The following is a 25,620-nucleotide window of genomic DNA, read 5'->3' on the forward strand; positions in this document are numbered from 1 at the left end:
CTCCATGTTGCGTTGCGGCAGATATATAGGGCTCGACGAATATATCAAGACAGCTTCGTGACGAGCCCGCCTCTCAGGCTTAATTCCCTTTAAGGAACCAAAAAGCGCCCACGGCCCCGAATACATAGATCAAAACCGCCGTCCAGCCCATGACGTTCATGACGCCGGCGAGCGTTCCCAAAGCCGAAACGCCTATGCCCGCTGTGTCGCCGATCGCGATGGCGACCAGGACGTTGCGCAGGGCCGGCCCGTCGAAATCCCTTGCAAACCATAAAATGAGGCCGAGCGGCAGCAAGGCGACGCCGAAAAAGCGCGACATCATTTCGGAGGCTGGCGAATTCGCGGTCCCGTAGATCGCGCCGAGCGTCCCCGGAGCGAGAATGAAGGCGACGCCATAGGCGACGGCGAGTATGCTGATAACGGCCAGGAAGGTCTTGACGGACATGGGACAGGCTCCCTTCGCCAGCAAGCCGAGGCTTGGCGCGGCAAAGCAACGCTCATGTGGCGAAGCGGTTCCCTTGTCCTTGCCTAAACCGGCGAGCCGCCTTGGCTTGGCGCCGCGCATTGTCTAAATCTTCTGCATGAGCGAGGCGAAACGACTGGCGATTCTTCATCCCGACGGCAAAAGGCGCTGTCCCTGGCCGGGGCAGGATGCGGCCTATGTCGCCTATCACGACGACGAATGGGGCGTTCCGGAGTTCGACTCCCGCGCCCTGTTCGAAAAGCTGATGCTCGACGGCTTTCAGGCCGGCCTGTCGTGGATCGCGATCCTGCGCAAACGCGACAATTTCCGCCGCGCCTTCGCCGGCTTCGACCCCGAAAAGATCGCCGCTTTCGACGTCGCGAAAATCGAAAGCCTGATGCTCGACCCCGGCATCGTCCGCAATCGGGCCAAGATCGAGGGCGCCGTCGCTTCGGCGCGCCTTTACCTCGACATCGAGGCCGGACAGGGTTTTTCGCGTTACCTGTGGGACTTTGTCGACGGACGGCCGATCGTGAACTCTTTTCGCGCGCTGGACGAGGTTCCCGCGAAAACGGATGTTTCGGAAAGGATGGCGCGGGACCTGAAAACGCGCGGCTTTAAATTCTGCGGCCCAACCATCGTTTACGCCTTCATGCAGGCGGTCGGCATGGTCAATGACCATCTGGTCGATTGCCATCGCCATGAGGCCTGTCAGCGTACTAACATCGAATCGGGGCGCGCATGAAGGCGACGGCCGCGCCGCGCGCCTGGCAGCGCATGCTCTCCGGGCGTCGCCTCGACATTCTCAATCCTTCGCCGCTCGACGTCGAGATCGAGGACATCGCCCATGGCCTCGCCCGCGTCGCCCGCTGGAACGGCCAGACCCGTGGCGGCGTCATCTTTTCGGTGGCGCAACATTCGGTCCTGGTCGCCGAAATCTGCGCCCGGCTCGATCCCGCCGCGCCCGCGCGCTGGCGCCTCCACGCACTTCTCCACGACGCCCCGGAATATGTCATCGGCGACATGATCTCGCCCTTCAAGGCGGCGCTGGGCGCGGTTTATACCGAGGTCGAGGCGCGGCTGGCGCGCGCCATTCTGCAGCGTTTCTCGCTCAGTCCCGATCCGCCGCCGGCGCTCGCGCGCCTGACCAAGCGGGCCGACCGGATTTCGGCCTTTTTCGAGGCGACGCTTTATGCCGGTTTCGAAACCGACGAGGCGAAGCGCCTGTTCGGCGCGCCGGCCGTCGATCCACGCCTGTTCGACGATCTGCTGGCGCCGATGGGCTCGGAAGAAGCGCAGGCGCTTTTCCTCGAGCGGTTCAAGGCTTTCGAAAGGGCTTCGTGATGGGCCTCCTTTATGTCTGCCCGCTCCGCAAGGTCGGAGAGCTTGCCGCGGCGACCGGCGCCGGCGCCGTGGTGTCCCTGCTCGGCCCGCCCGCCACGGCGCCGCGCGTCACGGGCGTCGCGCCGCAAAACCATCTCATGCTCGGCGTGTCGGACATTGTGGCGGCGGAAGAAGGGCATGTGCTTGCCGGCGCGCAGCATATCGAAGCGCTGCTGGCCTTTGTCCGGGGCTGGGAGCGCGCCCGCCCGCTCGTCATTCATTGCTACGCCGGGGTCAGCCGGTCGCCGGCGGCGGCCTTTATCGCGGCTTGCGCGCTGACCAAGGCTTCCGAATCCGAAATCGCCAACCACTTGCGCAGGCTTTCGCCGACCGCGACGCCGAATCGGCATCTGGTCGCTCTTGCCGACGCAATCCTGTCGCGCGAAGGAAGGATGGTCGCGGCGATCGAATCGATCGGACGCGGAGCGGATTGTTTCGAAGGCGAAATTTTCTGCATGGATTTGACATGAACCGCCCCTCCCATCCTTCCATTCCTATGGAGATCGGCCTCACCGCCGCGATCGTCGCGGTGCGCGGCGACACGCCGCTCATTCTGGTGGCGCGCGGCGCGCGCGGCGACGAGCCCGGGGGGGCGGCGGCCCTGCCTTCCGGCCCGTTCGATCCGGTCAACCACCGCACTTTCGAGATCGGCCTGCGCGCCTGGGTCGCCGAACAGACCGGCGTGCCGGTCGGCTATGTCGAGCAGCTTTACACCTTTGGCGACCGCGGCCGCCACAGCCGCGCCGACAGCCGCGATCCCCATGTCGTCTCGGTCGGCTATCTGGCGCTGACCCGCATCTGCGGCGAGGAGCCGCCGACCGCGCCGGGCGCCGGCTTTCGCGAATGGTATCGCTTCTTCCCCTGGGAGGACTGGCGCCAGGGCCGGCCGGATCTGATCGATGCGACCATCATGCCCGGCCTGCGCGCCTTTGTCGCGCGCGGCGGCGATGCGCCCCAAAGGCGCGGCCTGACCCGGATCGAGCGCGTGCGGATGCTGTTCGGGGACGACGGCGACCGTTTCGATGAGGAGAATGTCCTCGACCGCTACGAGCTGCTTTACGAGGCGGGTCTCGTCGAGGAAAGCGTGCGCGACGGCCGCGAGCCCGCGCCGGGTTTCGGCGAGCGCCCGCCGCTCGGCGAATCCATGCAGGCCGACCATCGCCGGATTCTGGCCACGGCCATGGGGCGCCTGCGCGCAAAATTGAAATATCGCCCGGTGATTTTCGAACTGATGCCGGAGGATTTCACCCTCACCGCGCTGCAGACGACGGTCGAGGCCATTTCCGGGCGTCATCTCCACAAGCAGAATTTCCGCCGCCTGGTCGAAGGGTCCGCCGTGGTCGAGCCGACCGGCGAAATGTCGCACGCGACCGGCGGCCGCCCCGCGGCTTTGTTCCGCTTCCGCCGCGACGTGCTGCGCGAGCGCCCCGCGCCGGGCTTAAGGGTCGGCATCAGGGGCTGACGGCGGGCGCGCCTTCGGGACGCCGCGATTCCTTGATGAGCGAGACGATCTCGGCGAAGGAGGGCTTGCGGCCGTCCGACGACGCCCGGAGGGCCGATTTCAGGAAGCGCGCCGGGAATTGCGCCGCCTCGACATTGGATTCCCGGATCTCGACCGGCCGTGAGGAATCGGCGCCGATGCGACGCTCGACGTCGGACAATATCGCCACCAGCTCCGCCTGGTCGAAGGCGCCCTTGGCGACCAACGCCTCGAGCAGCGACGCCAGGACGATATAGACTCCCTCGAGCTGCAAATTCGCGGTGTTCATTAGGCGCTCTCCTATGATGCGGTTTCCGCAAGATTGCTTCGCAATCGGTGCGCGCGGAACAAGATGGCCGAATCGATCGTTCGGAAATCATATGACCCAAGCTTGACAACGCATGTGGGCGTGAATCGTTCGCCCGCGGCGCGTCAGGAGGACGATGGGCGCAGGGCGATGAAGGCGATCAGCGCCCAGAGCAGGAGGACCGACGTCGCCACATTGATCGCCACCGCCATGCGGGCGCACGCCCTTGGCCATGAAGACGAGTTGAGCGGCGAGATTGACGCTGGCCATATTCGCGCCGAGCAGCATTGCGGCGCCTCCCGCGAGATCGAACCGGCGCGCCGCGAGCATGATCCCGAGCGTCGCCGCCGGCGGCAGCAAGGCCACCGCGACCATAACCCCGACCAGGGTTGACGACAGGCCGGTCGTGACCGAAAGCGCCGCCGCGGTCCCCGACGCGATCGCCAGGATGATGTTGGCGTAATCGATCGAGGTGCGCGCCATCAGTCCGGGCGTGCTGGGGTCGGCCGCGGCCAACAGGGCCAGAATCGTCGCGATCGCGATCGCCGTAACGACCCCGACGGCGCTGGCGCTCGCCGCGGACAGCATCAGTTTTTGGTCGCCGATCGCCGACGCGAAGGCAAAGGCCACATTGGGGCCAAGCAAAGGCGCGATGACCATGGCGCCGATCACCACCGCGACATCGTTGCGCTCCAGCCCGACCGTCGCGACCAAGGTCGAGAGAAACACGAGCAGAATGAAATTGGCGTCGAGCCGGGCTCCGTTCTCGATCAGATGGTAAAGCTCCTCCCGGGAGGCGCGCGCCTGCTCGTCCTTTTTCGCCTCTTCGTCCTCTTCCTCGGGCGCGGTCTTTTCAGGTTCGGGCTCGTCGGGAATGGCGGCGTCGGTCGGAAGCATCGTGATGCGCCAGTTCTCGGACTTGCCGAGCGCCCCATGGAGCCGGTCGATCAGGGCCTGGCGATCGATTTCGCCCACCAGCAGGCGAATCGGCCGCCGCCCATCCTCGAAGGGCGGCCCGATCTGGACGTCGGCCGCCTTCATCTCCTCGGCCACGGCGACGACGGCATGAACGCGCTTCTCGGGCGTCGCGACTTCGATCACCTTGAACATTCCACGCGTCTCCGCTTCGCGCCGACTATAGCTGGCGCCGGGCGGTGGCGGAATAGCGGCGGGCCGCGCCGAAACAAGAGGACAATCTTCGCATTCGGTTGTTATGGTCCGGCGGGCCGGCGCGGATTCGGACGCAGCCCTGAAAGGCGAGGGGCCGGGATGAAGGTCGATACGATCATTGTCGGCGCGGGCACGGCGGGCCTTACCGCCCTGCGCGAGGTCGGCCGCTATACCAAGGATTTCCTCCTCGTCAACGACGGACGCTGGGGCACCACTTGCGCGGCGGTCGGCTGCATGCCGTCCAAGGCGCTGATCGAAGTCGCCAACGCCTTTCATCGCCGCGTCGCTTTCGACGCTTTCGGCATTCGCGGCGGAGAGGCCCTGCGCGCCGACATTCCCGCCGTTCTCGCTCATGTCCGCAACCTGCGCGACGGTTTTGTCGCCGGGCCGGAATCGGTCCGCGGGAAGCTCGGCCGGCGCGCCATCGCCGGACGGGTCCGGCTGAAGGGGCCGAACCTCGTCGAGGTCAATGGCGAGGAGATCGAGGCGCGGGCGATCATTCTCGCGCCGGGGAGCCGGCCGGTGGTTCCCAAGGACTGGGCCGCGTTCGGCGACCGCATCCTGACCAGCGACACATTGTTCGAGCAGGAGGACCTGCCCCGCCGCATCGCCGTGATCGGCATGGGCGCGATCGGGGTCGAAATCGCGCAAGCCCTGGCGCGGCTTGGCGTCGAGGTCGCGGGCTTCGACGCCGTGGACGGCCTCGCCGGGATCAACGATCCCGAAATTCTCGCTTCCTTCCGCCCGTTGCTCGCGCGCGAAATGGCGCTTCATCTCGGCGCCCCCGCGGAATTGGCGGCGTCCGAGGGCGGAATTGCCGTCAGCGCGGCCGGCGGCCGGTTCGAGGCCGACGCGGTTCTCGCCGCCATCGGCCGGCGGCCCAATATCGACGGACTCGGCCTTGAGAGCTTGGGCGTGGCGCTCGACGGCCGCGGCATGCCCGCGATCGATCCGACGACCTTGCGTCTTGGCGACCTGCCGGTCTTTCTGGTCGGCGACGCCAATGGCTATCGCCCCTTGATGCACGAAGCGGCCGACGAGGGCCATATCGCCGGCCGCAATGCGGCGCCCGGCGTCGGCTCGGCGCCCCATTGCCGCCGTCCTCCGCTTGCGATCGTCTTTTCCTCGCCGCAGATTGCCCGCGTCGGGCTCGCCCTTTCGGAAATTCCCGAGGCGCGCCGCGCGACCGGAGAGGCCGATTTCGCCAAACAGCCGCGCGCCCGCATGGCGGCGGCGGCGGCCGGCCTCCTGCGCATCCACGCGGACCGCGAGACCGCCGTGATCCTGGGCGCGGAAATGTGCATCCCGGCCGGCGAGCATATGGCGCATCTGCTGGCTCTGGCGGTGGAGCGCAAATTGACGGTCTGGGACATGCTCGCCATGCCCTTCTACCATCCGACGCTCGAAGAGGGCCTGCGGACCGCCCTGCGCGACCTGTCGAAGGCTTATCCCTCGAAAAACGGATCGGATCTCGCCACATGCGGCGCAATCGGACACGAGGCGCTCGATTGATCGCAAGTCGAAGATTTTGGCGCCGATCGGATCGAAGGCGCAAGGCCCGGCGAAGCCGATGAAACCCGCCGGATCGGCGGCGTAGCGCGAGGGCGGCGTCTGTTCACAATGTCTGTTCACAATGGCGCCTTCGGTCGCGGCGCGAAGAGGCCATTTTTCAGGAAATGAAATTGCGCGACGGCAGCTTGAGCGTCCAGCGGGCGCCCGCCTTGGTGGCCACGATTTCCGAGGCGCCGCCGGTCGCCCGCGGCAACAGGGACTCGACATAGAATTTCGCGAATTCGCCGAGACCCTGATCGGGCGGCGCGGCGGCGCTTTCTTCCCACAGGATGGTGACGCCGCGGCCTTCTTCTTCGCAATAGGGGCTCCAGCTGATGCGCACCCAGGCGGCGTCTTGCGCGGCGTTCTGGGCGTCGCCGCCGCACGCCGCGGCGTTGGCGGCCATTTCGTGAACGGCGAGCGCGAGATTCTGCGCGGCTTCCGGCGCCAGCTTGCGGCTCTCTCCCGAGAGGCTGACGCGCGCCAGCGTCAGCGGCGAGGTCGCGCGCCACACCGCCTCGATCAGCGATTTCAAATCCACGCCCGACCAGTTGGCGCTCACCAGAAGTTCGTGGGTGACGGAAAGCGCGCGGATGCGTCCGTTGAATTCGGTCACGAAGGAGGCGACGTCGGGCGCGGCGCGCCCGGATTGGCGGGCGATGCCCTGAATGACGGCGAGAAGATTCTTGGTGCGGTGGGTGAGTTCGCGCAGGAGTTCGCGCAGGTCCTCCTCCTGGCGGCGATAGGCGGTCGTGTCGATGGAGGTGGTCATGACTCCGGTAATCTCGCCGTCGCGCGCGATCGGCTCGAATCTTTCGTCGAACCAGCGTTTTTCGCCGTCGACCGTCGCCTGGACTTCGATCCGCACCGACGACCGCTGCTCCATCGCCTGCCGTTTGGCCTGCGCGATTCTCGGCTCAAGCTCGGGCGGCAGGACCTCCGCCTGCAAATGGCCGACGAATTCGCGCCGTTTCCGACCCTGAGGCGCATTGTGAATCCAGACGTAGCGCAGGTCCCGATCCTGTTGCGACATGGTGACGCCGGTGTTCTTGAGCGCGAGGAAGAAGCGCTGGTTGACTTCGTCCAATTCGCGGGTTCGCGCCGCGACCGCATTTTCGAGCGCGGCTTTTTCCGCCGCGAGCCGCTCTAGCCGCTCGGCGCTTTCCTGCGCCGCGCCGCCCAGAATGCTGGATTTTTCAGGCAGATCGTCGACCGTCGGCCGCGACAGCCATTTCGGAGCCATGGCCCAGATCGCGAATGCCGAGGCGAGCGCGACGACGGCGGCGATGAATTGCGGCATATTCGGCGTCGACCAGCCGGGGGGCGCGATGGCCGCGACGCCGGCCATCTGCAGGCCGCCGAAAAGGGCGAGGCCAAAAATGGCGCACCACAGCGCCGTCCTGTCCTCCGCCGCGACATCCCGACGCCGCGAGAGATAGAACAGGATCGCGAGCGCCGCCGTAAGACACGCGATCCCGACGGCGATATCCGAGATGAATCGCATCGTCCGAATTACTCGAGCGGGATTGGGAATCAGGCCGCCTTTCAGGCCGCGGACGCCGTCTCCTTCGTCGCCTTGGCGTCGAAAAACAAAGCCTGGCTGATCACCGCGCGGACCATGTCCTCCTCGAACGGTTTGGCGATCAGGAACGTTGGCTCCGGCCATTTGCCCGTCAGCAGCGTTTCCGGATAAGCGGTGATGAAGATGGCCGGGATCTGGCGCGATTTGAGGATGTCATTGACGGCGTCGAGACCCGAACTGCCATCGGCGAGGCGAATGTCGGCCAGAACGAGCCCGGGCTTCTCGCGCTTGGCCATTTCGACCGCTTCGCCGCGCGTCCTTGCACTGCCGGCGACGACATGGCCGAGGCTCGTGACCAGATGTTCGAGATCCATCGCGATGACGGGCTCGTCCTCGATGATCAGCACGGAGGTCACGAGCTGCGCGCTGATCTGGCGGCCGGCGGTTTCGATCAGGCGCGAATAGGCGTCGAGACCGATTTCGAGAATGCACGCCGACTGCCCGGCGCCGAAGCCCTCGAGCGCCGTCAGCAGGAAAGCCTGCCGCGGCAGCGGCGTAACGTCTTCGAGACGCCGGTCGGCGATCGTATCGGCAGGGCCGCGGCCGACCGCGGCGTTCATCGGCATCGCATTCCAGATGCGGGAGAAGGTCTGGAACAGAGCGGTTTTGGCGTCGAGCGACTGGTCGTAAAGGGACGGGTCCTCAACGATGGCTTCGAGCGTCGCCATCACAAAAGCGTCGCCACTCGCCTGGCTCCCTGACAGGGCGCGCGCATAGCGGCGGAGATAGGGGAGCTGCGGGGCGATCATCGCGGACAGCGACATGGCGAATAATCCTTCGATGTCGAGGAGTTCATACGCCGGAAGAACTCTCGACTGAGAACGTCGCCCTTTCCCTCCGGTTCCCGTCAAATAAAAAAAACCAATAAAAATTTGGAACGCGCGACCGTCATTGGCGTTCGCCTTCCGGAAGCTTTCGCGCGGCGTTCATGCGGGCGAGCGCAACCGTAACCCTTTGACGTCGGCGGCGAAAATGAACGAGAGCCACAGCAAGACCGCAAAAACGCGCCCGCCAATGGACGCCGCGCTGCAGGCGCATCTCGGCGCCCAATTGAGACAATTATTCGCCGAGACGGCCAATCAGCCGATCCCGCGCCGGCTTGCGGCGCTGCTTGATCGTCTGGAAGCCGGCGACGCAGGGGCCTCCGCCCCGCAGGACCCCCGGTCGAGTTCGTCTATCGATGTGAACATATGACCGCGAAGATGGATTTCAAAACGGCGCTGCGGGGTGAATTAGCTCAGCTTCGCTTCTTTGCCCTTTTGCTCTGCCATACGCCCGACCGCTCCGATGACCTGGCTCAGGAGACCTTGATCAAGACCTGGGCGGCCGAGGATCGGTTCCAGCCGGGCACATCTTTGCGCGCCCGGCTCTTCACCATCATGCGCAACACATTAGCCTCAGTGTCGCAATTCAGAAGCCGAAGATTTCGAAGACTGACGAAGTTTTCGAGACAAGCCCCAGCGCTGGAGCCGCAGGTTCCGGCATTGACGAGGCCGCCCGGATGGCCTGCAGGAGAAGACGGTCTGGTTGCAGCGCGCCGACAGCGCGAAGTGAGCGTCGGCCGCCCTGCTTTGGCTCCGGCGCGCAGAGGCTAGGCTCCCGTGCGCAGTGGCCAATCATCGTCCATATCGCGCCGCCGCAACTTCGTTGATCGCAAAAGGAGGCGTTTCCGGCGTCTCGTTTTCACGGGCATTTTTTTGGCGATCACGGAAGGCGTCCGTCTCCGTCGGACAGGACGCTGATCAGGCTTTGCAACGTCACTAGAAGCGGCACGGCGAGAAGCGCCCCGACCGGCCCCCACATCCAGCTCCAGAAGACGATGGAAAGGAAGACCAGGAACGGATTGATCTCATAACGGCGGCCGAACAGGGTCGGAATCGCGAAAAGATCGGCGCCCTCATGGATCGCGAGGTAGATCAGCGCTGGCGCCAGGACGAAGGCGGAATGGGGATGCGTCAGCAGATTCGTGGCGGCGAGCGAGAGCGTGACGAGAGCTACGCCGAAATAGGGAATATAGGCGGCGACGAACGTCATGACTGCCCAGAGAATCGGATTGCTCAAGCCGAAAGCGAAGGCGACGAAAGCGGTGGCGACGCCGACCGCGGCATAGATGAGGGCGGTCGCGCCGAAATAGAGCGCCAGCGCGTTTTCGACCGCATCGAAGGCGCGGAGCGCTTTCAGTCGGCTGGCGTGCGCCGGCATCGCCAGGATGAGTTGCCTGCGCAAGGCCGGGTGGCCGGCGACGAAAAAGGCCAGGCTGGCGAAAAACACCAGCAGCCCGCCGAGCGCCGGCGTCAGGCGGCTGAGGAAGGCCGCGATCCAATCCGTCTCGTTGCCGATCGAAAGCGCCTGGCTTTCCGGGGCCGCCGTTTGAAACAGGGCGTGCCTGAGATTGGCGAGCGGATGCAGGATCGGCTCCGCCATCTCCGGCACGGCGCTGGTCATTTTCGGCGCCTGGGCGACGAAGGCGGAGAAAGGGTCGATCAGCGCATTGATTATCAGCACGCCGAGCGCGGTCGCCGCCGCGCCGACGCAAAACGCCGCGACCGCGGGTTTCAATCCCCAGGCGATGAGGCGGTCGGTGATTCGCGTGAGGATGGCGCCGATGACCAGCGCGGAAAAAATCGGCACCACAATGTCCGAGGCGATCTGCAGGGTTGTGAGCAGCGCGAGCGCAAACAGACCAATGACCGAATAGTTCGCCAATCGCCGGATCAGAGCGTCGTGATTCTTCGTTCGATCCTGCATTGCGCGCGGCGAATGCGCTCGATGATCCATGACGCTAAACTCCCGCGCGCCCCATGGCCACGCTATTCAACACGGCAGACGCGCGCTTGTTCCGCTCGAACGGCGTGGCCGGACGGAATGGCCCTGACGACCAATGCGCAAGATTTTCGCGCGCCCGGTTGAAGGAAGGGCGCGATCCGGCTATGAGAGTCGTGAGCGCGGGCGTAGTTCAGTGGCAGAACGACAGCTTCCCAAGCTGTATGTCGTGAGTTCGATTCTCATCGCCCGCTCCACGGCCCAAAAATTTCTCCTGTTATCGCCGTCGCATATCTTAAACCCGGCGAGTTTCGGCATATCGCGGTTCTCGATTGCGTTCCGGTCCATGGTTCTCTCCCATGCCGCCGTTGAAGAGCCCGGGCGCTTCATCGCGGATGACATTGACTCGTGACGGGGACTCGTGACGGGCCGCCAATATGGCTGGTCCAGGCATGGCGCCATTGCAGGCCGACGCCAGTCGTTTCATTTTCGCCTGAACGCTCCCGCAGCGGCCTTGGCTTGGCTCAACGACGCGACAAAGGCTTCGATGCGCGCGAAATGTCGGGCGGCGTCCGGCGGCTGGAAGGACGCGGCGCGCGCGGCCGTTTCCTCCCGCGCCGGCGAAGGCGTCGCGGCGAAGGCTTCGATGGCGGCGCGCCATTTCGGCCCGTCGGTCGGATCGATCATCAGGACGCGGGCGCCGCCGGTCTCCCGGAACGTCTGAATGTCAGAGGCGATTACCGGAACGCCGGAGGCAAGCGCCTCGACCAGCGGCAGGCCATAGCCCTCCGCGAAGGACGGCATGAGGAGCGCCCGCGCGCCCGCCAGCAAATGGCGCAGGGCCGGCGTCGAAAGTCCAGAAACTTCCGTGACATGGCGATGCAGTCCGGGACAGCGTTCGAGCAGGTCGATGATATGTTCGTTCTCCCAGCCGCGCGCGCCGACGAGAATCAGATGGGGCGCGTCGTCGCCATGGGCGGCGACGAGATCGCGCCAGGCGTGCAGAATCAAAAGGTGATTCTTGCGCGGCTCGATCGTGCCGCACAGGACGAAATAGGGCGGGACGTCCTCGGGCGCGCCCTCGCCAGATGGCGCGGAAAAAATCGGATCGACCGGAAGCGGCGCGACCAGGATCGGCAGGTCGGCGCGGCCGAGCGTGGCGAGATGGCGGCTCAAAGCCTGGCGCACGACCTCGGTCGAGACAATGGCGCCGGCGCCGCGCCGGGCCAGGGTGTTCAGGCGGCGGCGATGACGCGGCTCTTCGCTCGGCCGGAAATATTCCGGCGTCTCCAGCGGAAGCAGGTCGTGGATGAAAAAGACGCCGTCGATCCCTGACGCGTCGTCGAGCCAGCGGAAATAGCGATCCGCCCAGAGCGGGAACTGGCTGACATTGACATAGGCGCCGCCGTCGGCCAGGAAATCGCGCGGCGATTGGCCCCTCGCGACGGCGTGGCGGAAGATCCAATGCAATGCCTTGGCATATCGGCCCCGGCGGCCCTTGGACAGGCGCTTCACCGGCGCAGCCAGGCCGCCGAGCGAGGCGAGCAGCCCGCGCAGGGTCGGACAATCGTCCGCGGCTTCGTTCTCGCCCCAATGTTCGCGGATGATGGCGATGGCCTCGCGCGCCGCCTCCGGCGCGAGGACGCGCGGCCCGATCGGCGTCAGAATCACGCCCGAGCGATGTGGATCGGCGCGGTCGAGAAAATATCCGGCGAGCGCCGAATCGACACGGTCGATCCCGTTGGGCGTTCGGCTGAACACGCGCAGCAAAAGACGGGTGATGTCGAAGATGAGCGGCCGCGCGCCAATCTCGGCGGGCGGATCGGGCTGAGACGGCGGCGCCTGGGTCATGGTCGCGTCGGTCTCCTCGCCTTTCAGGCCCGGCGTGCGTCGTGATGCGCCTCTTCGCGATGCCTTTCGTGTGGGGGCTCGGCCATGGCGTGGCGCCGCGCGACCCGCTCGGCCATTGCGCAATCGCGGCCGGCCGGCTCGACGGCGGCAAGGATCTGGCCGGCGAGATCCATGATCGACAAGCCGCCGGCGACGGCGGCCGAGTCCAGGCCGAACCGCGCCTCGAGGCTGAGCGACAATTCCACCGCGACCAGCGAATCGATCCCGATGTCGGCGAGCGGCTTGGTCAGGCTCACGTCGTCGCGCGGCAGGCGCAGGATGCGCACGACTTCCTCGGCGATCATGTCCGCCGCCGTGCGCCGCGCCTGGTCCCAGGGCAGGCGTTCGGCGAGCTCGGCGAGATCGACGCTCGAATGGAGCGCGGCGGCGTCGCCGTCCTCGTCGCGGCGCAGCCGGTCGTAGCTTGGCGAGCGCAACAGCGGCAATTGCGCGAAGGCCGCGCTCCAGTCCATGTCGGCGATGGCGACGAAGTCCGAGCCGTCGAGAGCGGCGTGGCGCGCCAGCGCGTCGAGCGCCTCGCGCGCCGCGACGCCCTTGACGCCGGTCCGCCGCGCGAGATTGTCCTGCGCCGCGCCGTGGCGCGCCAGCACGCCAGCGTCGGCGATCGCGCCCCAGGCGACCGCCAAAGCCGGCAGGCCCTGGCTCCGCCTCGCGCGCGCAAAACCTTCGAGAAAGCCGTTGGCGGCGACATAGGCGCCCTGGCCGGGATTGCCGACCACGGTCGTCGCCGAGGAGAACAGCCAGAAATAATCGAGCGTCATGCCGCGCGTCAGGCGGTCGAGATTTTCCGCGCCTGTGGCCTTGGGCCGCAGGACGGCGGCAAGCCTCGCCTCATCGAGATTGGCGATGACGCTGTCGTCGAGAATCATCGCCGCGTGCATGATCCCGGCGAGCGACGGCTCGCTCGCGGCCAAGGCGTCGAACAGGGCGCGCAGGGCGTCGGCGTCGGCGATGTCGCATTTCTCGACCCGGACTTTCGCCCCGCTTTGGCGCAATTCTTCAAGCGCCTGCCGCGCCTGCGCGTCGGCGGCGCCCGAGCGGCCGACGAGGACAAGGCGCCGCGCGCCGCGCTCGACCAGCCAGCGCGCGGCGGCGAGGCCGAAGCCGCCGAGCCCCCCGGTGATGAGATGGGTTCCTTCCGCGCTGACGCGAAAGGCGGTTTCCGGCGCCGGGGCGGCTTTCGACGGGGTTGGCGGACGAATGACGATCTTGCCGACATGCGCCGATTGCTGCATTGCGCGCATCGCCTCGACCACTTCTCCCGACTCATAGACGCTGTAGGGCAGGGGCGCGAATGTCCCGTCGGCGAATTGCGCCATCAGCTCGGCGAAAAGCCGGCGCGACAATTCCGGGCGCGCCAGAAGCATCTGGTCGAGATCGACTCCGAAATAGCTCAGGTTGCGCCGGAAGGGCCGCAGACCAAGCGGCGTATTGGCGAGATAGTCGCGCTTGCCGAGTTCGATGAAACGCCCGAAGGGTTCGAGCAGGTCGAGGCTGCGCTCCATGGCTTCGCCGGCGAGCGAATTGAGCACGACCGCGACGCCGCGCCCTTGGGTGACGCGCAGAACGTCGTCAAAAAAGCCGCCGCCGCGAGAGTCAAACACGTGTTCGGCGCCCAGCGCGCGCAGCAATTCGCGCTTTTCCGGCGTTCCGGCGGTGGCGATCGGCCGGGCGCCGCGCGCGAGCGCGATCTGGAGCGCGGCGAGCCCGACGCCGCCGGCGCCGCCATGAATGAGCGCCCATTCGCCGGGCTGAAGATCGGCGCAATGAACGAGCCCATAATAGGCGGTAAGAAAAGCCACCGGCAATGTCGCGGCAGCCTCGGGCGCAAGCGACGCGGGAGCGGCGACGAGGTGATCGCAATCGACCGTGGCGTGTGTGGAAAAAGCGGAGCCGCAGAATCCGACCACGGCGTCGCCGATGGCGAGGCCCTGGACATCGGCGCCGAGCGCGACGACGCGGCCCGCGAATTCGAGGCCGAGGCTCGGGCCGGCGAAGCCGTCCTCCAACATGTCGTCGGGCAGTAGCGACATGGCCCACATGACGTCGCGGAAGTTCAAGCCGCTCGCGGCGATCTCGACTTCCACTTCACGAGGTCCCGGCGCGCGGCGCCGGATGGGCTTCCAGGCGACCTGGTCGAGGCCGCCCTCGGCCGATTTCTCCAGCCGCAGCGCGCGGCCGGCCGGCGGAGCCGAGGGGGGCGACGCATAGCGGAGAACCTCGAAAGTCCCGTCGCGGCAGGCGACGTCGGTTTCCGGCGCGCGCGAGAGGATGAAATCGGCAAGCTTTTTTGCCGCCTGCGGGGTCGGCGCCAGCAATTCGACCCGTCGGAAATCGAGCCCGGGCGCTTCGTTGGCGAAACTGCGGGTGAAGGCGAAAACGCCCTCGGCGACGGCGGCGTCCTGAGCGAATTCAGCCACGACAACCGTCCTCGCGCCGTCGTGCGCGAGGACGCATTGCCGGATCGCCATGCAGCGGGCCGCGAGCCGAGCCGCGCCCTCGCCATCGCCGTCGTTTCCGCCGATGAGGACCAATATCGCCTCGCTGGGCTGCTCCTCGCCGGTGGAAGCGAGACGGCAGGCGGCGCCGCGCGCGAGCAAAGCGTCGCGCAGGAGCAAGGCGAAGGGGGTGGCGTCGGATTTGTCGCGGACGATCAATATTTCTTCTGCAGGCGCCATATAGGCCGGCCGTTCCGGCGCGTCGGCGACGATCAGCAGGGCACTCTCCCCGTCTGGTTCGATTGGCCTGACGTCGCGGGCGGCAAAGCGAGCCGTAGCGAGGATTTCGCGCCAATCTGTTGCGTTTGCCGGAGGGGCGGCGCCGTCGAGAGCCTGTTTCAAGCCGAGCGTCAGATCGCGGAAACGCGACGGGCCGGGTTCGACGGCGACGATGCGGCCCCCCGAGGCGCAAGATTGGGCGATGCGGCCGAGGATTTCCACGTCGGCGGCGGCGCGCGTCAAGCCGCCGGCGCTGAGGACGAGATCGAAGCCGTTCGCGGGGAGCAGAGCCGGGTCGGACAGGAAGGCGAGCTCCTCGCCCGGCGCCTGCATGAGGCGGGCGCGCTCGACGAGCCGGGCGTCGGGATCGAACAAGGTGAGGCGGGCGCCGCAATCGCGCGCCAGCGCCAGGGCCTGGGTCAAGGGGAAGCCGCAGCCGACCTGCAGCAGGCGCAAACGCCGGTTGCGGGGGAAATCCGCGAGCAGGGCGTCGAGCCGCCGGCGCACGGCGCGGGCGCAGGCCTGAACCGGCAGCGAGCGCAGCTCATAGGCTTCGAAGGCGGCGTCCGCCGGCGCCGGCGGCCGGCCAGCCGCGACATCGCGCAGCATGGCGGCGGAGGCGGCGGCAAGCCTAAAGGCCGCGACATCGCCCGGCTGGCGGGCGGCGCTGTGGCGCAACAACGCCTCGGGCGAGGGGAAGTCCGGCTCGACCAGGCGAAAGCCGGCGGCGTCCCGCGCGAGCAATCCGTCGTCGGCGAGCGAATCGAGCAGCGCCGAGGCCCAGCCGCGCAGGGCCAGAGGAAATTTTCCCGAAAGGATCGCCGCGTCGATGTCGACAAGGCCTTGGCGGGCGAGATTTTGAGCGAGACGCAAGGCGGCGCTGGCGGCCCAGGCGTCGGCGAGCAGCGGGTCGCGCGCCGGCGCCGCTTCATCCGCGAGAGGCGCGGTAAGCGCGCGCCGGGAGGGCGGCGGGCCGTTCAGGTCGCCGGGGGCGGGCGCCCAGAGTTTCACGATATCCGCAGGCGGGCTTGCCGGCCTGTGGCGCATCGCCTGGAAGCGGGCGCCGCGCAACGCGCCGGCCGGCCGGCCGTGGGCGTCGAAGAGGAGAAAATCGGCGACGAGGATGCGCTCGTCGTGGCGGCGCAGGCGGATGATGGCGCGCGCCAAAGTCGCGCCCGCCGCGGGCGGTCGCGCCAAGTCGAAACGCGTGGGCAGGAAGGCCGAGGACGCGCCTGCGCCGGAAAACAGCAGATTGAGGCCGTGAAAGCAGGAGTCGAGACGCGCCGGATCGACGAGATAGCGCGGGTCGCCCTCGTCCGCCGTCAGTTCGACCGCCAGCGTCGCGGCGTCCACGCGGGCGGCGCGGGCGAGCCGGCGATAGGCTGGGCCATAGGCGAGGCCGCACCGTTCCGCCACGGCGTAAATCTCATCCATTTCGACGTCGAGCGCGCCAAAATCCGGCGCGGCCGTCGCCGAATCGGGGCCGGGATCGGACAGAATCTTGCCGCGCGCATGGAGAGTCGGCGTCGTCTCGGTCAGGCGCGCGCGGCTCAGAATCTCGACCGTCGCGCCAGCGGGCGCGACGCGGCAGATCAATTCGCGGGCGGCGTTCGGCGCGAACACCAGGGGTTGCAGGATTTCGAAGCCGCTCAGGGCCAAGTCGTCGCGCCCGAGCCAGTCGCGCGCTGCTGCGAGCGCCATTTCGAGGAAGGCCGCGCCAGGCAGATAGATTTGGCCGGCCACGACATGGTCGGCGAGCGCCGGCTCCAGCGCAATGTCGAGGACTTCCCGCCATTCGAGCGCGTCGGCGCGGTCGCGCGCGCCGATCAGGGGGTGGCGGGGCCGGGCGTTGAAATGATCGCTCGCCTCGGTCGTGCGGGCATGGCGATAGGGCTGGCGGTCCCATGGATAGGCCGGCAGCGCGATTCCGGGACCGGGGTCCGGCCCGAAGGCCGCTTCGACGTCGATTGCCGCGCCGGCCGCGATCAGTCGCCGCGCGAGGCGCCGGATGGGGTCGGCGCCGGCGTCCTCGCCCGTTTCGTCGAGGGCGAAATCGACTTGCGCCGGAATGGCGCGGTCGGCCGCAATGTCCCGCATATGGCCCTTGAGCGTGGCGCGCGGGCCGATCTCGACCAGAAAACGCGCGCCAAGGTCGAGCGCCCGCTCGACCCCTTCCTGGAACAGGACCGGGTCGCGGACATTGCGCCACCAATAGGCGGCGTCCGCTTCTTCGCCACGCAAAATCCGGCCGGTGACCGTGGAGAGGAACGGCAGGACGGCCGGCTTCGGCGTCAGTCGGGCGAGATCGCGGAGCAGGGGCGCTTCGACCGGCGCCATCAGCGGCGAATGGAATGGATAGGCGATGTCGAGCGGGCGGATGCGCAGCTTCGCCGCGGCGGCGGCCGGGTCCAGTCGTTTGAGCGCCGCGGTATCGCCGGCGACCGCCACGCATTGCGGCGAATTATGCGCCGCGACGACGAGGCCGGGCACGGAGCCGACCAGTTTTTCAACGGATGCGCGCGGGCCGAACGCCACCGCCATCGCGCCGCTGTCGCGGGTCGGCTCCTGATGGCGGCTGCGCTGGAAAATCACCCGCGCCGCTTGCGCGAGATCGAGGATTCCCGCGGCATGAGCGGCGGCGACCTCGCCCACGCTATGGCCGAGAACCATGGCAGGGCGCAGGCCGGCTTCCGCCAGGGCCCCGACCGTCGCGGCCTGAATGGCGAAGATCAGGGGCTGGGCGATGCTGGTCTTGGTCAGATGGTCGGCGAGATCGGCGGCGTGCAGCTTTTCCGCCAGCGACCAGCCGGCGAGTCCAATGAAATGCGCGTCGATTTCGGCGAAAGCGGCGCGGAAGGCCGTGTTGGCGCGGAATGCGGCGCGTCCCATGCCTGGCCATTGCGAACCATTGCCGGTGAAGACAAAGGCGACCTCGCCGCCATGCGCGACGGCGCGCGCGCCGAGGCCCGCTAGCGCGCCCGAGTCGGCGAAACGCGCCAGACGCGCAGCGAGAGCCGGGCCGTCATCCGCAGGCAGAACAAGCCGCTCGGGCATGATTTCGCGGCGGTGGGCGGCTGCGGCGACGATTTCGCGCGCCGTCCTGTCATCGGCTTCCGCCAGGGACTCCGCCATGCGCCCGGCGAGCGCCCGCAGGCTGGTCTCGGAGCGCGCCGAAAGAAGCAGCATTTTCGGCTGCGCCGGGCGCGCGCATTGTCTCGCCGGGGCGTCGGCGAGAACGGCATGGGCGTTGGTTCCGCCAAAGCCATAGGAGCTGACGCCGGCAAAGCGCGGCTTGCCGTCGCGCGGCAGGGGCGTCGCCTGGGCGGCGACGCGCAGGTTGAGACGGGCGAAGTCTATCGCCGGATTGGGACAGGCGAAATGCAGCGAGGCGGGCGCGAGATCGTGCTCCAGCGCCAGCATGGCCTTGAGGACGCCGGCGAGGCCGGCCGCGGTCTCGGTATGGCCGATATTGGTTTTGATCGAGCCGATCAGCAGCGGATCGGCGCGCCGGGCGCCGAGAACGCGGGCCAGCGCTTCGGCTTCGATCGGATCGCCCGCCGGCGTGCCGGTGCCGTGGGCCTCGACGTAAACGACGCGCTCGGGCTCGATTTCCGCTCGTTCGTAAACCTGCCGCAGCAATTCGGCCTGGAAATGGCTCGATGGCAGCGAAATCGTGCTGGTGCGGCCGTCGGAATTGACGCCCGCCGCGCGCAGGATGGCATGAATGCGATCGCCGTCGGCGAGCGCCCGGTCGAGCCGCTTCACCAGAAGGACGACGCCGCCTTCGGCGCGCACATAGCCGTCGGCCTCGGCCGCAAAGGCGCGGCACAGGCCGGTCGGCGACAGCATCGCGGCATGGGCGAAAGTGACGAAGGCGTAGGGGCTTCCCAGAATATTGACGCCCCCGACCAGCGCGGCGTCGACCTCATTGCGCGTCAGCGCCGCCGCCGCCGCATGCAGCGCGACCAGCGAGGACGAGCAGGCGGTGTCCACCACCTGGCTCGGGCCGTGCAGGTCAAAGACATGAGACAGCCGGTTGGCGACGATGGACAGCGCGGTGCCGGTGGCGAAATAGGCGTCCATCGCCGCCGGATCATGAGTTCCGCGGGTGAAATAATCCGTTGCCGAAGCGCCGACATAGACGCCTGTCCGGGATCCTGCGAGCCGCGAGGGAGGGAGCCCGGCGTCCTCGCAGGCTTCAAACGCAAGTTCCAGCAGTAGACGCTGCTGAGGGTCCATCTGCTCCGCCTCGCGAGGCGACAAGCCGAAGACGCGCGGGTCGAACCCCCAGATGTCGGGCAAGATTCCGGCCGCGAAAATATAGCTTCGGCCGGCCTCCTTGGCGCGCGGATGGAAATGCCGGCGTTGCGGCCAGCGCTCGTGTGGGATCGCGCCGACCGCGCAACGGCCCTCTGTGAGAAGGTCCCATAATTCTGCGACGCCCGGCGCGCCAGGCAACCGGCAGGAGCGGCCGACAATCGCCAGTTCGGTCAGGTCGTCGGATCGCGCAGCCACCAGACAATGGTTCCTAGTAGGTTTGGTCAATCGAGCGCCCGATTTCCGCCCCGTCAAATTAGGACTGCGATGACAGACACTTGGCTGCGCGTCCCAGAGCTTTTGCTCCTAGCCCACGCTCGTCTCTCGATCAACAGTTTGCTCGATTTCCGCCTGCAATCCGCCATGCGGCGGCCAAAGTCCACCGCGCCGACCGTTGGGCCTGACGCTCGGCCCGGCAGGCATGCCGTTGGGAAACCATGGGCCTTCCGTCGAACTTGCTACCGGCGTGTGGCTTTGTTTTCCCGGCGAAGATCGCGCGCCATGGCGACGGCGTTAGACAGGAAAAGGGCGAAAAAACTGACACCGAAAAAGCCCACGAGCAGCGAGTAAACGGAAATGCTGCTCTGCGCGAAATGCAAATGGAGCGGCCCCTCGAAATATATCAAGGCGTTCAGGGCGATCAGCGCGAGACGAATTTCGCTCGGCCCGCATTGCAAGAAGCTGAGCTGCAGCCGGCCGGAAACGTGATGGGACAGGAAGGCGTAAATGCTCAGGAGCAGATAGCCGATCAGGGTGATGAGCGCGACGTTCATGTCGACATAGGGCGATGCGCCGAGACCGGCGACCAGCAGGAAATTGCCGAAAGCGTCCACCGTGTGGTCGAGGAAATAGCCGTAACGCGGCCGCTCGACGCCGCGGTGGCGGGCGAGCGAGCCGTCGAGTGAGTCGCCGAACCAGTTCAGGACGAGGCCGAGGCTGGCGATGAACAGGCCGACGGCGCTCCAATTGCTGACGACATAGCCAGCGCCGCTCAAGCCCGCGCCGAACAGGCCGAGAGCGGTGAGATGGTCCGGCTTGACCCAGGAGGGCAGGGCGTCGCAGAGCCGATCAAGCGTCGCGCGCTCGTGGAGCGCAAGTATATTTTCCTGGATGCGGATCGGCGGCGCGAAGGAATGCGGTTGCTGTTTGGCGGAAGGGCTGGCCTCGATTGCGGTCGGGAAGAAGTCCATGTTCGACAAAGTCAAACTCCGCCTCAATTCTGGTTCCACAAAAGCCAATTCGTGACGAAAGCGCCGACTTTACTGCAATGTTGACGCAACGACACAACAGCGCAAGACAACACGCTGAAGAAAACGGATCAGGTCTTGAGCACAGCCATAAATTCGGTAACCTAATCGTGATGCAGTGGCAACCGAGAATTGTCGCTGCGCTGCAAATTTCTCCTCACTGTGGTGGAGTCGACACATTCGGAACATCGTCATCACCGGCGCGAGCAGCGGCCTCGGCGCGGCCCTGGCGCGGGAATATGCCGCTCCGGGCGTGAGCCTGGCGTTGATCGGACGCGATTTGGCGCGGCTCGATCGCGTCGCGGCGGACTCGCGGCAAAAGGGCGCGAAAGTGTGGACAGCGGCGATCGACGTGCGCGATCGCGCCGCGCTCGGCGCCTTTCTGCTCGAATGCGACGCGTCGGCGCCGCTCGACGGGCTGATTCTCTGCGCCGGCGTGACCAGCGTGACCCCGTCGCCCGGCGAGGTCGAGGATTTGGACGGCGCGGCGGAGCTGTTCGACGTCAATCTGGGCGGCGCGATCAATGCGATGGCCCCGATCGCGCCGCTGATGCGGCGCCGCCGCGCCGGGCGGATCGCGCTGTTCGGCTCGATCGCAGCCTTCGCGCCGCCGCCCGATTGTCCCTCCTATGCCGCCAGCAAGGCGGCGCTGGTCGCTTTCGGCCTGGCGACGCGAACGCTCTATCAGGCTGACAATGTGAGCGTCAGCGTCGTCTGCCCCGGCTTCGTCGATACGCCGATGACAAGTTCTTATGTCAGCTGGAAGCCGTTCCTCGTGTCGAGCGAAAAGGCGGCGCGGCTGATTCGCCGCGGCCTCGACCGGCGCAAGGCGATCATCGCTTTCCCCTGGCCGCTCTATTTCGCGGCGCGCCTGCAACAATTCCTGCCCCAGGGCGTTGGCGCGCGGGTGCTGCTGCGCCATCGGGCCTTCGCCGCGGGCGGAACTGGCCTCAAAGCCGATCCAAGAACGATAGATTCCTGAACAGAGGTTAGGCCTTGCCAAGCATTTGAGAATGAGACGGATCATGGCAGGCCGTAAGAATGCGGCGACGGTTGACACATAGCGTTCGAAATCGCGGGCAAGGCGACGATTTCGACGGATCCAGGCGAGAGCCGGCTCGACGATCGATCGCTTCGCCAGGACGACGAAGCGATGACGATCCAATCGTTTGACGCTCTCGATCTTCCAGGTTTCCGTCGCCGCAATCGTTTGGCCGTTTTCGGTCCCGGAAGTCCGGCGTCAGCGAAGTTGCACTCGATAAACGGAAATCGCCGCCGCGCCCGCCACAACAAATCGCGCGTTCCATCGCGGTCTTGAATGTTGGCCGGCCATACTCACGCCATGCAGGAGGCCGAGCGTGTCGACGAGGATGTGGCGCTTGCGGCCCGTGACTTTCGTGCCCGCGTCAAAGCCTTGCTGGTCAATTTTGCCGCGCTCTCCCAGCGGTTCCTTTTTGCCTCAGTGGCGCGAAAAGTCATAAGACAAGCATATACCCAAAAAGTTGCAGCCTTTTTTGACAAGAATATTCGTTAAAACAATGAACTATAGGATTCTTCCGATCCGGAATGAACGGATGCTCTAAGCTCCGCGCAGCCGCGTCATCAGATCGTCAAGCCGTTGCTCGATCAGGGGAAGCGCTCTGTCCGGCGCCATGAAGTCTATGTCGTGGACATCCCAATATTCGACGCGCGCAAAATCCTTGATCGAAAGCGACGAGAAAAACCGTTCCCGCAAAAGCGGAAAATGTTCCCGCTGTTTCAGCGCGACGACATGATCGGCGGAAGCGAAATCGCTGACTTCGAGCTGAAGCGGCGCCCGCGCCGTATCAGGATCGAAATCCACCCCCCTTCCCCCCCAAACCTTCGACCGTCTGCCGCGCGATCGGACCGACATTAGCGCTTCCGAGATCGACGGCTATTCCCCGCGACCCCGCGACCCAGCCTGGACATAGCGCGGGCGCGCGAAAATTGAACAATTCCTCCGCGAAACGACTGCGATAATAATTTCCCGTGCACAGGAAGAGAATGGCTTTCACTTTGCGGCCCTGGCTCCAGATCGCTTCGACCGCCGTAAAGACCATATCAATTTGGAGCTTTCGCGACGAGATCATGGTTCCGCTTCGCCGCGTCCGGCGTCGAGCGAAACCGATTTGACCTGGGCGTAAACGCGCTGGCCGGCGGCGAAGCCCAGCTCCACCCACGATTTCCGGGTCATGCGCGACAACAGCCGCGCGCCCCCGCCATCCTCGCCGAGCGCGACAGCCGCCACGACCTCGAAAGGATCGAGCGGCTTCATCGCGATTATATGCGCCGGCACCGCGTTCAGGATCGAACTGCGGCCGGGCGCATCATGGGCGAGGCTGACGGCGCTGGCGAGAATGTGGACGCGCCGCTCCTCGCCGGCGCGGGCCGGCGGCCCCGGGGCGAACAGGCGTCCGCCGGAAATCGCCAGGTCGAGAAGGCCATAGGCCGCGTCAAAGCCCACGACCACGCCTTTCAAGCTGACCGCCGCGTCGCGCGACCGCGCCAAAGGCGACGAAGGGTCGCTCTGCACCTCGGCCAAAGGTCCAGCGCCGACGACATGGCCCGTTTCGACCAGGACGACATGATCGGCGAGACGCTCGACCTCGGCGACGTCATGGCTGACATAGACGATCGGAAGCGCGAAATGGTCGCGCAGCTTTTCCAGGAAGGGGAGGATTTCGGCTTTGGTCCTGCGGTCGAGCGCGGACAGGGGCTCATCCATCAAAAGCAGCTTGGGCTGGGCGAGAAGGGCCCGGCCGATGCCGACGCGCTGGCGCTCGCCGCCCGAGAGATTGCGCGGCGAACGGTCGAGCAGCTCCCGGATCCCCAACAGATCGACCACCTCGTCGAAGTCGATCTCGGGGCGGCCGTCGGTTTTTTGGCGCGGCGCGCCGAAAAGCAGATTACGCCGCACCGAAAGATGCGGAAAGAGGCTCGCCTCCTGAAAGACATAGCCCAAAGGCCGGCGATGGGTCGGCAAAAACCTGCCCTCGCGGTCCTGCCAGACCTCGCCGTCAATGGCGAAAAACCCGTCTGGAACCCGGATCAGACCCGCGATGCAGCGCAGCAAGGTCGTCTTGCCGCAGCCGGAAGGCCCGAACAGCGCCGTGACGCCTTTGGCGGGCGCCTCGAAGGCGGCGTCGAGGGTGAAAGCGCCGAGTGCGCTGCGAAATGCGGCGCGGATCGCGTGGCCTTGCCCGCTCACCGCAGCCTCGCGATGCGTTTCTCAAAATAAGTCATCGCCAGAATCACGACAAAGGCGAAGACCGCCATGCCGGCCGCGAGCAAATTGGCCTCGCCCCATTGCATGTTTTCGACATAATCGAAAATGGCGGTGGACATGACCCGGGTGCGGCCGGGAATATTGCCGCCGATCATCAGGATGACGCCGAATTCGCCGACCGTATGGGCGAAGCCGAGCACCGCGCCGGACAGAAGGCCGGGACTGGCCAGGGGCAGCGCCACCCGCCAGAACGCCTGCCAGGGCGAGGCGCGCAGGGTTGCGGCGGCTTCGAGCGGCCGGTCGCCGATCGCCTGGAAGGCGTTGCGGATCGGCTGCACCACGAAGGGCATGCTGGCGACGATCGAGCCTATGACGAGGCCGGTGAAGGAGAAGGCGAGCGTGCGCGCGCCCCACAGGCCGGCGATTTTCCCGCCCGGGCCGTCGGGGCCCAATGCGACGAGGAGGTAAAAGCCGAGCACGGTCGGCGGCAGCACCATCGGCAGGGAGACGACGGCGGCGACCGCTTCCTTCCATTTCGCTTTCGAGCGCGCCAGCCACCAGGCGAGCGGCGTCGCGATCACCAGCAGCGCCAAAGTCGTGACCGCCGCCAACTCCAGCGTCAGGCGAACCGGCTCCCAGATATGCTCGAGCGCCACCATGGATCAGGGCAATGCGTAGCCGAAACGCTCGATGACCGCGCGCGCCTCCGGCCCCTTGAGGAAAGCGAGAAAGGCTTTTGCCGCTTCGTCATTCGCGGCCTTCTTCAGCAGAACCGCGTCCTGGCGGATCGGGGCGTGGAGGTTTCCGGGAACGACCCAGCGCGTTCCGTCGCTCACGCCATGGAGCTGCGAGAGCGCGACGAAGCCGAGTTCAGCGTTTTTGGTGTCCACGAACTGGAAGGTCTGGGCGATGCTGTTCCCCTGAACGATCTTCGGCTGAAGCGAATCATAGAGGCCGAGCGCTTTCATGGTTTCGACGGCGGCGGTCCCATAGGGAGCGGATTTGGGATTGGCGATGGCGAGCCGGGAGAAGGCGCCCGCCTTCAGCGCCGCCTCGCCCTTGGCCACATCCATAACCCGGCTCCACAGCACGAGCTTGCCGACGGCGTAAGTGAAGCGGCTTTCCGGAACAGCATAGCCCTTTTCGACGGCAAGTTTTGGACGCTCTTCATCGGCAGATAGAAAGACCTGAAAAGGCGCGTCATGGATGATCTGCATATAGAAGCCGCCGGAGGCCCCGAAACTCAGAAGCACGTCATTCCCGGTCTTCTTCTTGAACAAAGCGGCGATTTCCTTGGCCGGCTCGGTGAAATTGGCCGCGACGGCGACTTGAACCTGCGCCGCCTCCGCCCGAGGGGCGAGCAAAGACATGAAAAGGCCGCAGGACACGGCAAGCGCCTTCCATTTCATGGAAAATTCCTCGAAAGCCGACCAAACCATGACAGTCTGGCGGACGTCTGAACGGTGATCGGCAGATAATGCA

General features: G+C 66.3%; 22 protein-coding genes and 1 tRNA gene. 10 read left to right on the plus strand and 13 right to left on the minus strand.

The genetic code is table 11. The annotated features are described in order from the left end of the window. Positions 1–79 precede the first annotated feature (79 nt). On the minus strand, positions 80–445 hold the full coding sequence (locus tag K2U94_RS03460) for a hypothetical protein (protein ID WP_243065873.1): 366 nt from the start codon (positions 443–445) through the stop codon (positions 80–82). A 136-nt stretch (positions 446–581) separates the two neighbouring features. Between K2U94_RS03460 and K2U94_RS03465 the strand changes: the two genes are divergently transcribed. Genes K2U94_RS03465 through K2U94_RS03480 form a run of 4 tightly spaced genes read left to right on the plus strand, consistent with a single transcriptional unit; the run spans position 582 to position 3,308 of the window. Further along, on the plus strand, positions 582–1,208 hold the full coding sequence (locus K2U94_RS03465; protein WP_243065874.1) for a DNA-3-methyladenine glycosylase I: 627 nt from the start codon (positions 582–584) through the stop codon (positions 1,206–1,208). Beyond that, positions 1,205–1,807 carry an HD domain-containing protein gene (locus tag K2U94_RS03470; protein WP_243065875.1) on the plus strand — a complete coding sequence of 201 codons (603 nt, stop codon included), beginning with the start codon at positions 1,205–1,207 and terminating at the stop codon, positions 1,805–1,807. The genes K2U94_RS03465 and K2U94_RS03470 overlap by 4 nt, the downstream gene beginning before the upstream one ends. Continuing rightward, positions 1,807–2,316 (plus strand): tyrosine phosphatase family protein, encoded by a 510-nt coding sequence (locus tag K2U94_RS03475; protein WP_243068796.1) that lies wholly within the window; start codon positions 1,807–1,809, stop codon positions 2,314–2,316. Before K2U94_RS03470 ends, K2U94_RS03475 begins: the two co-directional genes overlap by 1 nt. Beyond that, positions 2,313–3,308 (plus strand): NUDIX hydrolase, encoded by a 996-nt coding sequence (locus K2U94_RS03480; RefSeq protein ID WP_243065876.1) that lies wholly within the window; start codon positions 2,313–2,315, stop codon positions 3,306–3,308. Before K2U94_RS03475 ends, K2U94_RS03480 begins: the two co-directional genes overlap by 4 nt. Here the strand turns inward: K2U94_RS03480 and K2U94_RS03485 are convergent. Both K2U94_RS03485 and K2U94_RS03490 read right to left on the minus strand, forming a co-directional pair. Further along, positions 3,298–3,615: a hypothetical protein gene (locus K2U94_RS03485; protein ID WP_243065877.1), complete on the minus strand. Its 318-nt coding sequence runs from the start codon at positions 3,613–3,615 to the stop codon at positions 3,298–3,300. The genes K2U94_RS03480 and K2U94_RS03485 overlap by 11 nt on opposite strands. Positions 3,616–3,702: 87 nt before the next feature. Continuing rightward, positions 3,703–4,743, minus strand: coding sequence for a TIGR00341 family protein (locus tag K2U94_RS03490; protein ID WP_243065878.1), 1,041 nt, complete (start codon positions 4,741–4,743; stop codon positions 3,703–3,705). Positions 4,744–4,902: 159 nt separating this feature from the next. Here K2U94_RS03490 and K2U94_RS03495 point away from each other — a divergent pair, with 159 nt between their 5' ends. Further along, entirely contained in the window at positions 4,903–6,315 is a 1,413-nt protein-coding gene (locus K2U94_RS03495) for a dihydrolipoyl dehydrogenase (protein WP_243065879.1), read from the plus strand. 157 nt (positions 6,316–6,472) lie between these two features. On the opposite strand, the gene K2U94_RS03500 is transcribed toward K2U94_RS03495, so the two are convergent. Further along, positions 6,473–7,858, minus strand: coding sequence for a sensor histidine kinase (locus K2U94_RS03500; RefSeq protein WP_243065880.1), 1,386 nt, complete (start codon positions 7,856–7,858; stop codon positions 6,473–6,475). Positions 7,859–7,899: 41 nt separating this feature from the next. Next, positions 7,900–8,700, minus strand: coding sequence for a response regulator (locus K2U94_RS03505; RefSeq protein WP_243065881.1), 801 nt, complete (start codon positions 8,698–8,700; stop codon positions 7,900–7,902). 208 nt (positions 8,701–8,908) lie between these two features. On the opposite strand from K2U94_RS03505, the gene K2U94_RS03510 reads away from it, so the two are divergent. Continuing rightward, entirely contained in the window at positions 8,909–9,130 is a 222-nt protein-coding gene (locus K2U94_RS03510; protein WP_243065882.1) for a NepR family anti-sigma factor, read from the plus strand. Further along, complete coding sequence (locus tag K2U94_RS03515; RefSeq protein WP_243065883.1) at positions 9,127–9,531, plus strand: sigma factor; 405 nt, start codon at positions 9,127–9,129, stop codon at positions 9,529–9,531. The genes K2U94_RS03510 and K2U94_RS03515 overlap by 4 nt, the downstream gene beginning before the upstream one ends. Before the next feature lie 109 nt (positions 9,532–9,640). Here K2U94_RS03515 and K2U94_RS03520 read toward each other — a convergent pair whose 3' ends face one another. Then, the gene (locus K2U94_RS03520; protein WP_243065884.1) at positions 9,641–10,714 is read right to left on the minus strand and encodes an AI-2E family transporter; all 1,074 of its coding nucleotides are present in this window, start codon (positions 10,712–10,714) and stop codon (positions 9,641–9,643) included. Between the two features lie 167 nt (positions 10,715–10,881). Here K2U94_RS03520 and K2U94_RS03525 point away from each other — a divergent pair. Then, positions 10,882–10,956 (plus strand) — tRNA-Gly (locus K2U94_RS03525). A 226-nt stretch (positions 10,957–11,182) separates the two neighbouring features. Here K2U94_RS03525 and K2U94_RS03530 read toward each other — a convergent pair. The 3 genes from K2U94_RS03530 to K2U94_RS03540 form a co-directional block, all read right to left on the minus strand. Next, the gene (locus tag K2U94_RS03530; RefSeq protein ID WP_243065885.1) at positions 11,183–12,550 is read right to left on the minus strand and encodes a glycosyltransferase family 4 protein; all 1,368 of its coding nucleotides are present in this window, start codon (positions 12,548–12,550) and stop codon (positions 11,183–11,185) included. A gap of 23 nt (positions 12,551–12,573) precedes the next feature. Beyond that, complete coding sequence (locus K2U94_RS03535; protein ID WP_243065886.1) at positions 12,574–19,842, minus strand: type I polyketide synthase; 7,269 nt, start codon at positions 19,840–19,842, stop codon at positions 12,574–12,576. A 260-nt stretch (positions 19,843–20,102) separates the two neighbouring features. After that, positions 20,103–20,861 carry a CDP-alcohol phosphatidyltransferase family protein gene (locus tag K2U94_RS03540; protein WP_243065887.1) on the minus strand — a complete coding sequence of 253 codons (759 nt, stop codon included), beginning with the start codon at positions 20,859–20,861 and terminating at the stop codon, positions 20,103–20,105. A gap of 148 nt (positions 20,862–21,009) precedes the next feature. On the opposite strand from K2U94_RS03540, the gene K2U94_RS03545 reads away from it, so the two are divergent. After that, positions 21,010–21,873, plus strand: coding sequence for an SDR family NAD(P)-dependent oxidoreductase (locus tag K2U94_RS03545; protein ID WP_243065888.1), 864 nt, complete (start codon positions 21,010–21,012; stop codon positions 21,871–21,873). A gap of 336 nt (positions 21,874–22,209) precedes the next feature. Continuing rightward, a complete protein-coding gene (locus K2U94_RS03550) occupies positions 22,210–22,425 on the plus strand; it encodes a hypothetical protein (RefSeq protein WP_243065889.1) in 216 nt (71 codons plus the stop codon). A 45-nt stretch (positions 22,426–22,470) separates the two neighbouring features. Here K2U94_RS03550 and K2U94_RS03555 read toward each other — a convergent pair whose 3' ends face one another. The 4 genes from K2U94_RS03555 to modA form a co-directional block, all read right to left on the minus strand. Then, positions 22,471–22,734, minus strand: coding sequence for a hypothetical protein (locus tag K2U94_RS03555; RefSeq protein WP_243065890.1), 264 nt, complete (start codon positions 22,732–22,734; stop codon positions 22,471–22,473). Between the two features lie 264 nt (positions 22,735–22,998). Further along, positions 22,999–24,120 (minus strand): molybdenum ABC transporter ATP-binding protein, encoded by a 1,122-nt coding sequence (gene modC / locus K2U94_RS03560; protein ID WP_243065891.1) that lies wholly within the window; start codon positions 24,118–24,120, stop codon positions 22,999–23,001. Beyond that, positions 24,117–24,797: a molybdate ABC transporter permease subunit gene (gene modB, locus K2U94_RS03565; RefSeq protein WP_243065892.1), complete on the minus strand. Its 681-nt coding sequence runs from the start codon at positions 24,795–24,797 to the stop codon at positions 24,117–24,119. The genes modC and modB overlap by 4 nt, the downstream gene beginning before the upstream one ends. A 3-nt stretch (positions 24,798–24,800) precedes the next feature. Continuing rightward, positions 24,801–25,508 (minus strand): molybdate ABC transporter substrate-binding protein, encoded by a 708-nt coding sequence (gene modA / locus K2U94_RS03570; protein WP_243068797.1) that lies wholly within the window; start codon positions 25,506–25,508, stop codon positions 24,801–24,803. Positions 25,509–25,620: the final 112 nt, after the last annotated feature.

Origin of the sequence: Candidatus Rhodoblastus alkanivorans (assembly GCF_022760755.1) — a bacterium.
Lineage (GTDB): Bacteria > Pseudomonadota > Alphaproteobacteria > Rhizobiales > Beijerinckiaceae > Rhodoblastus > Rhodoblastus alkanivorans.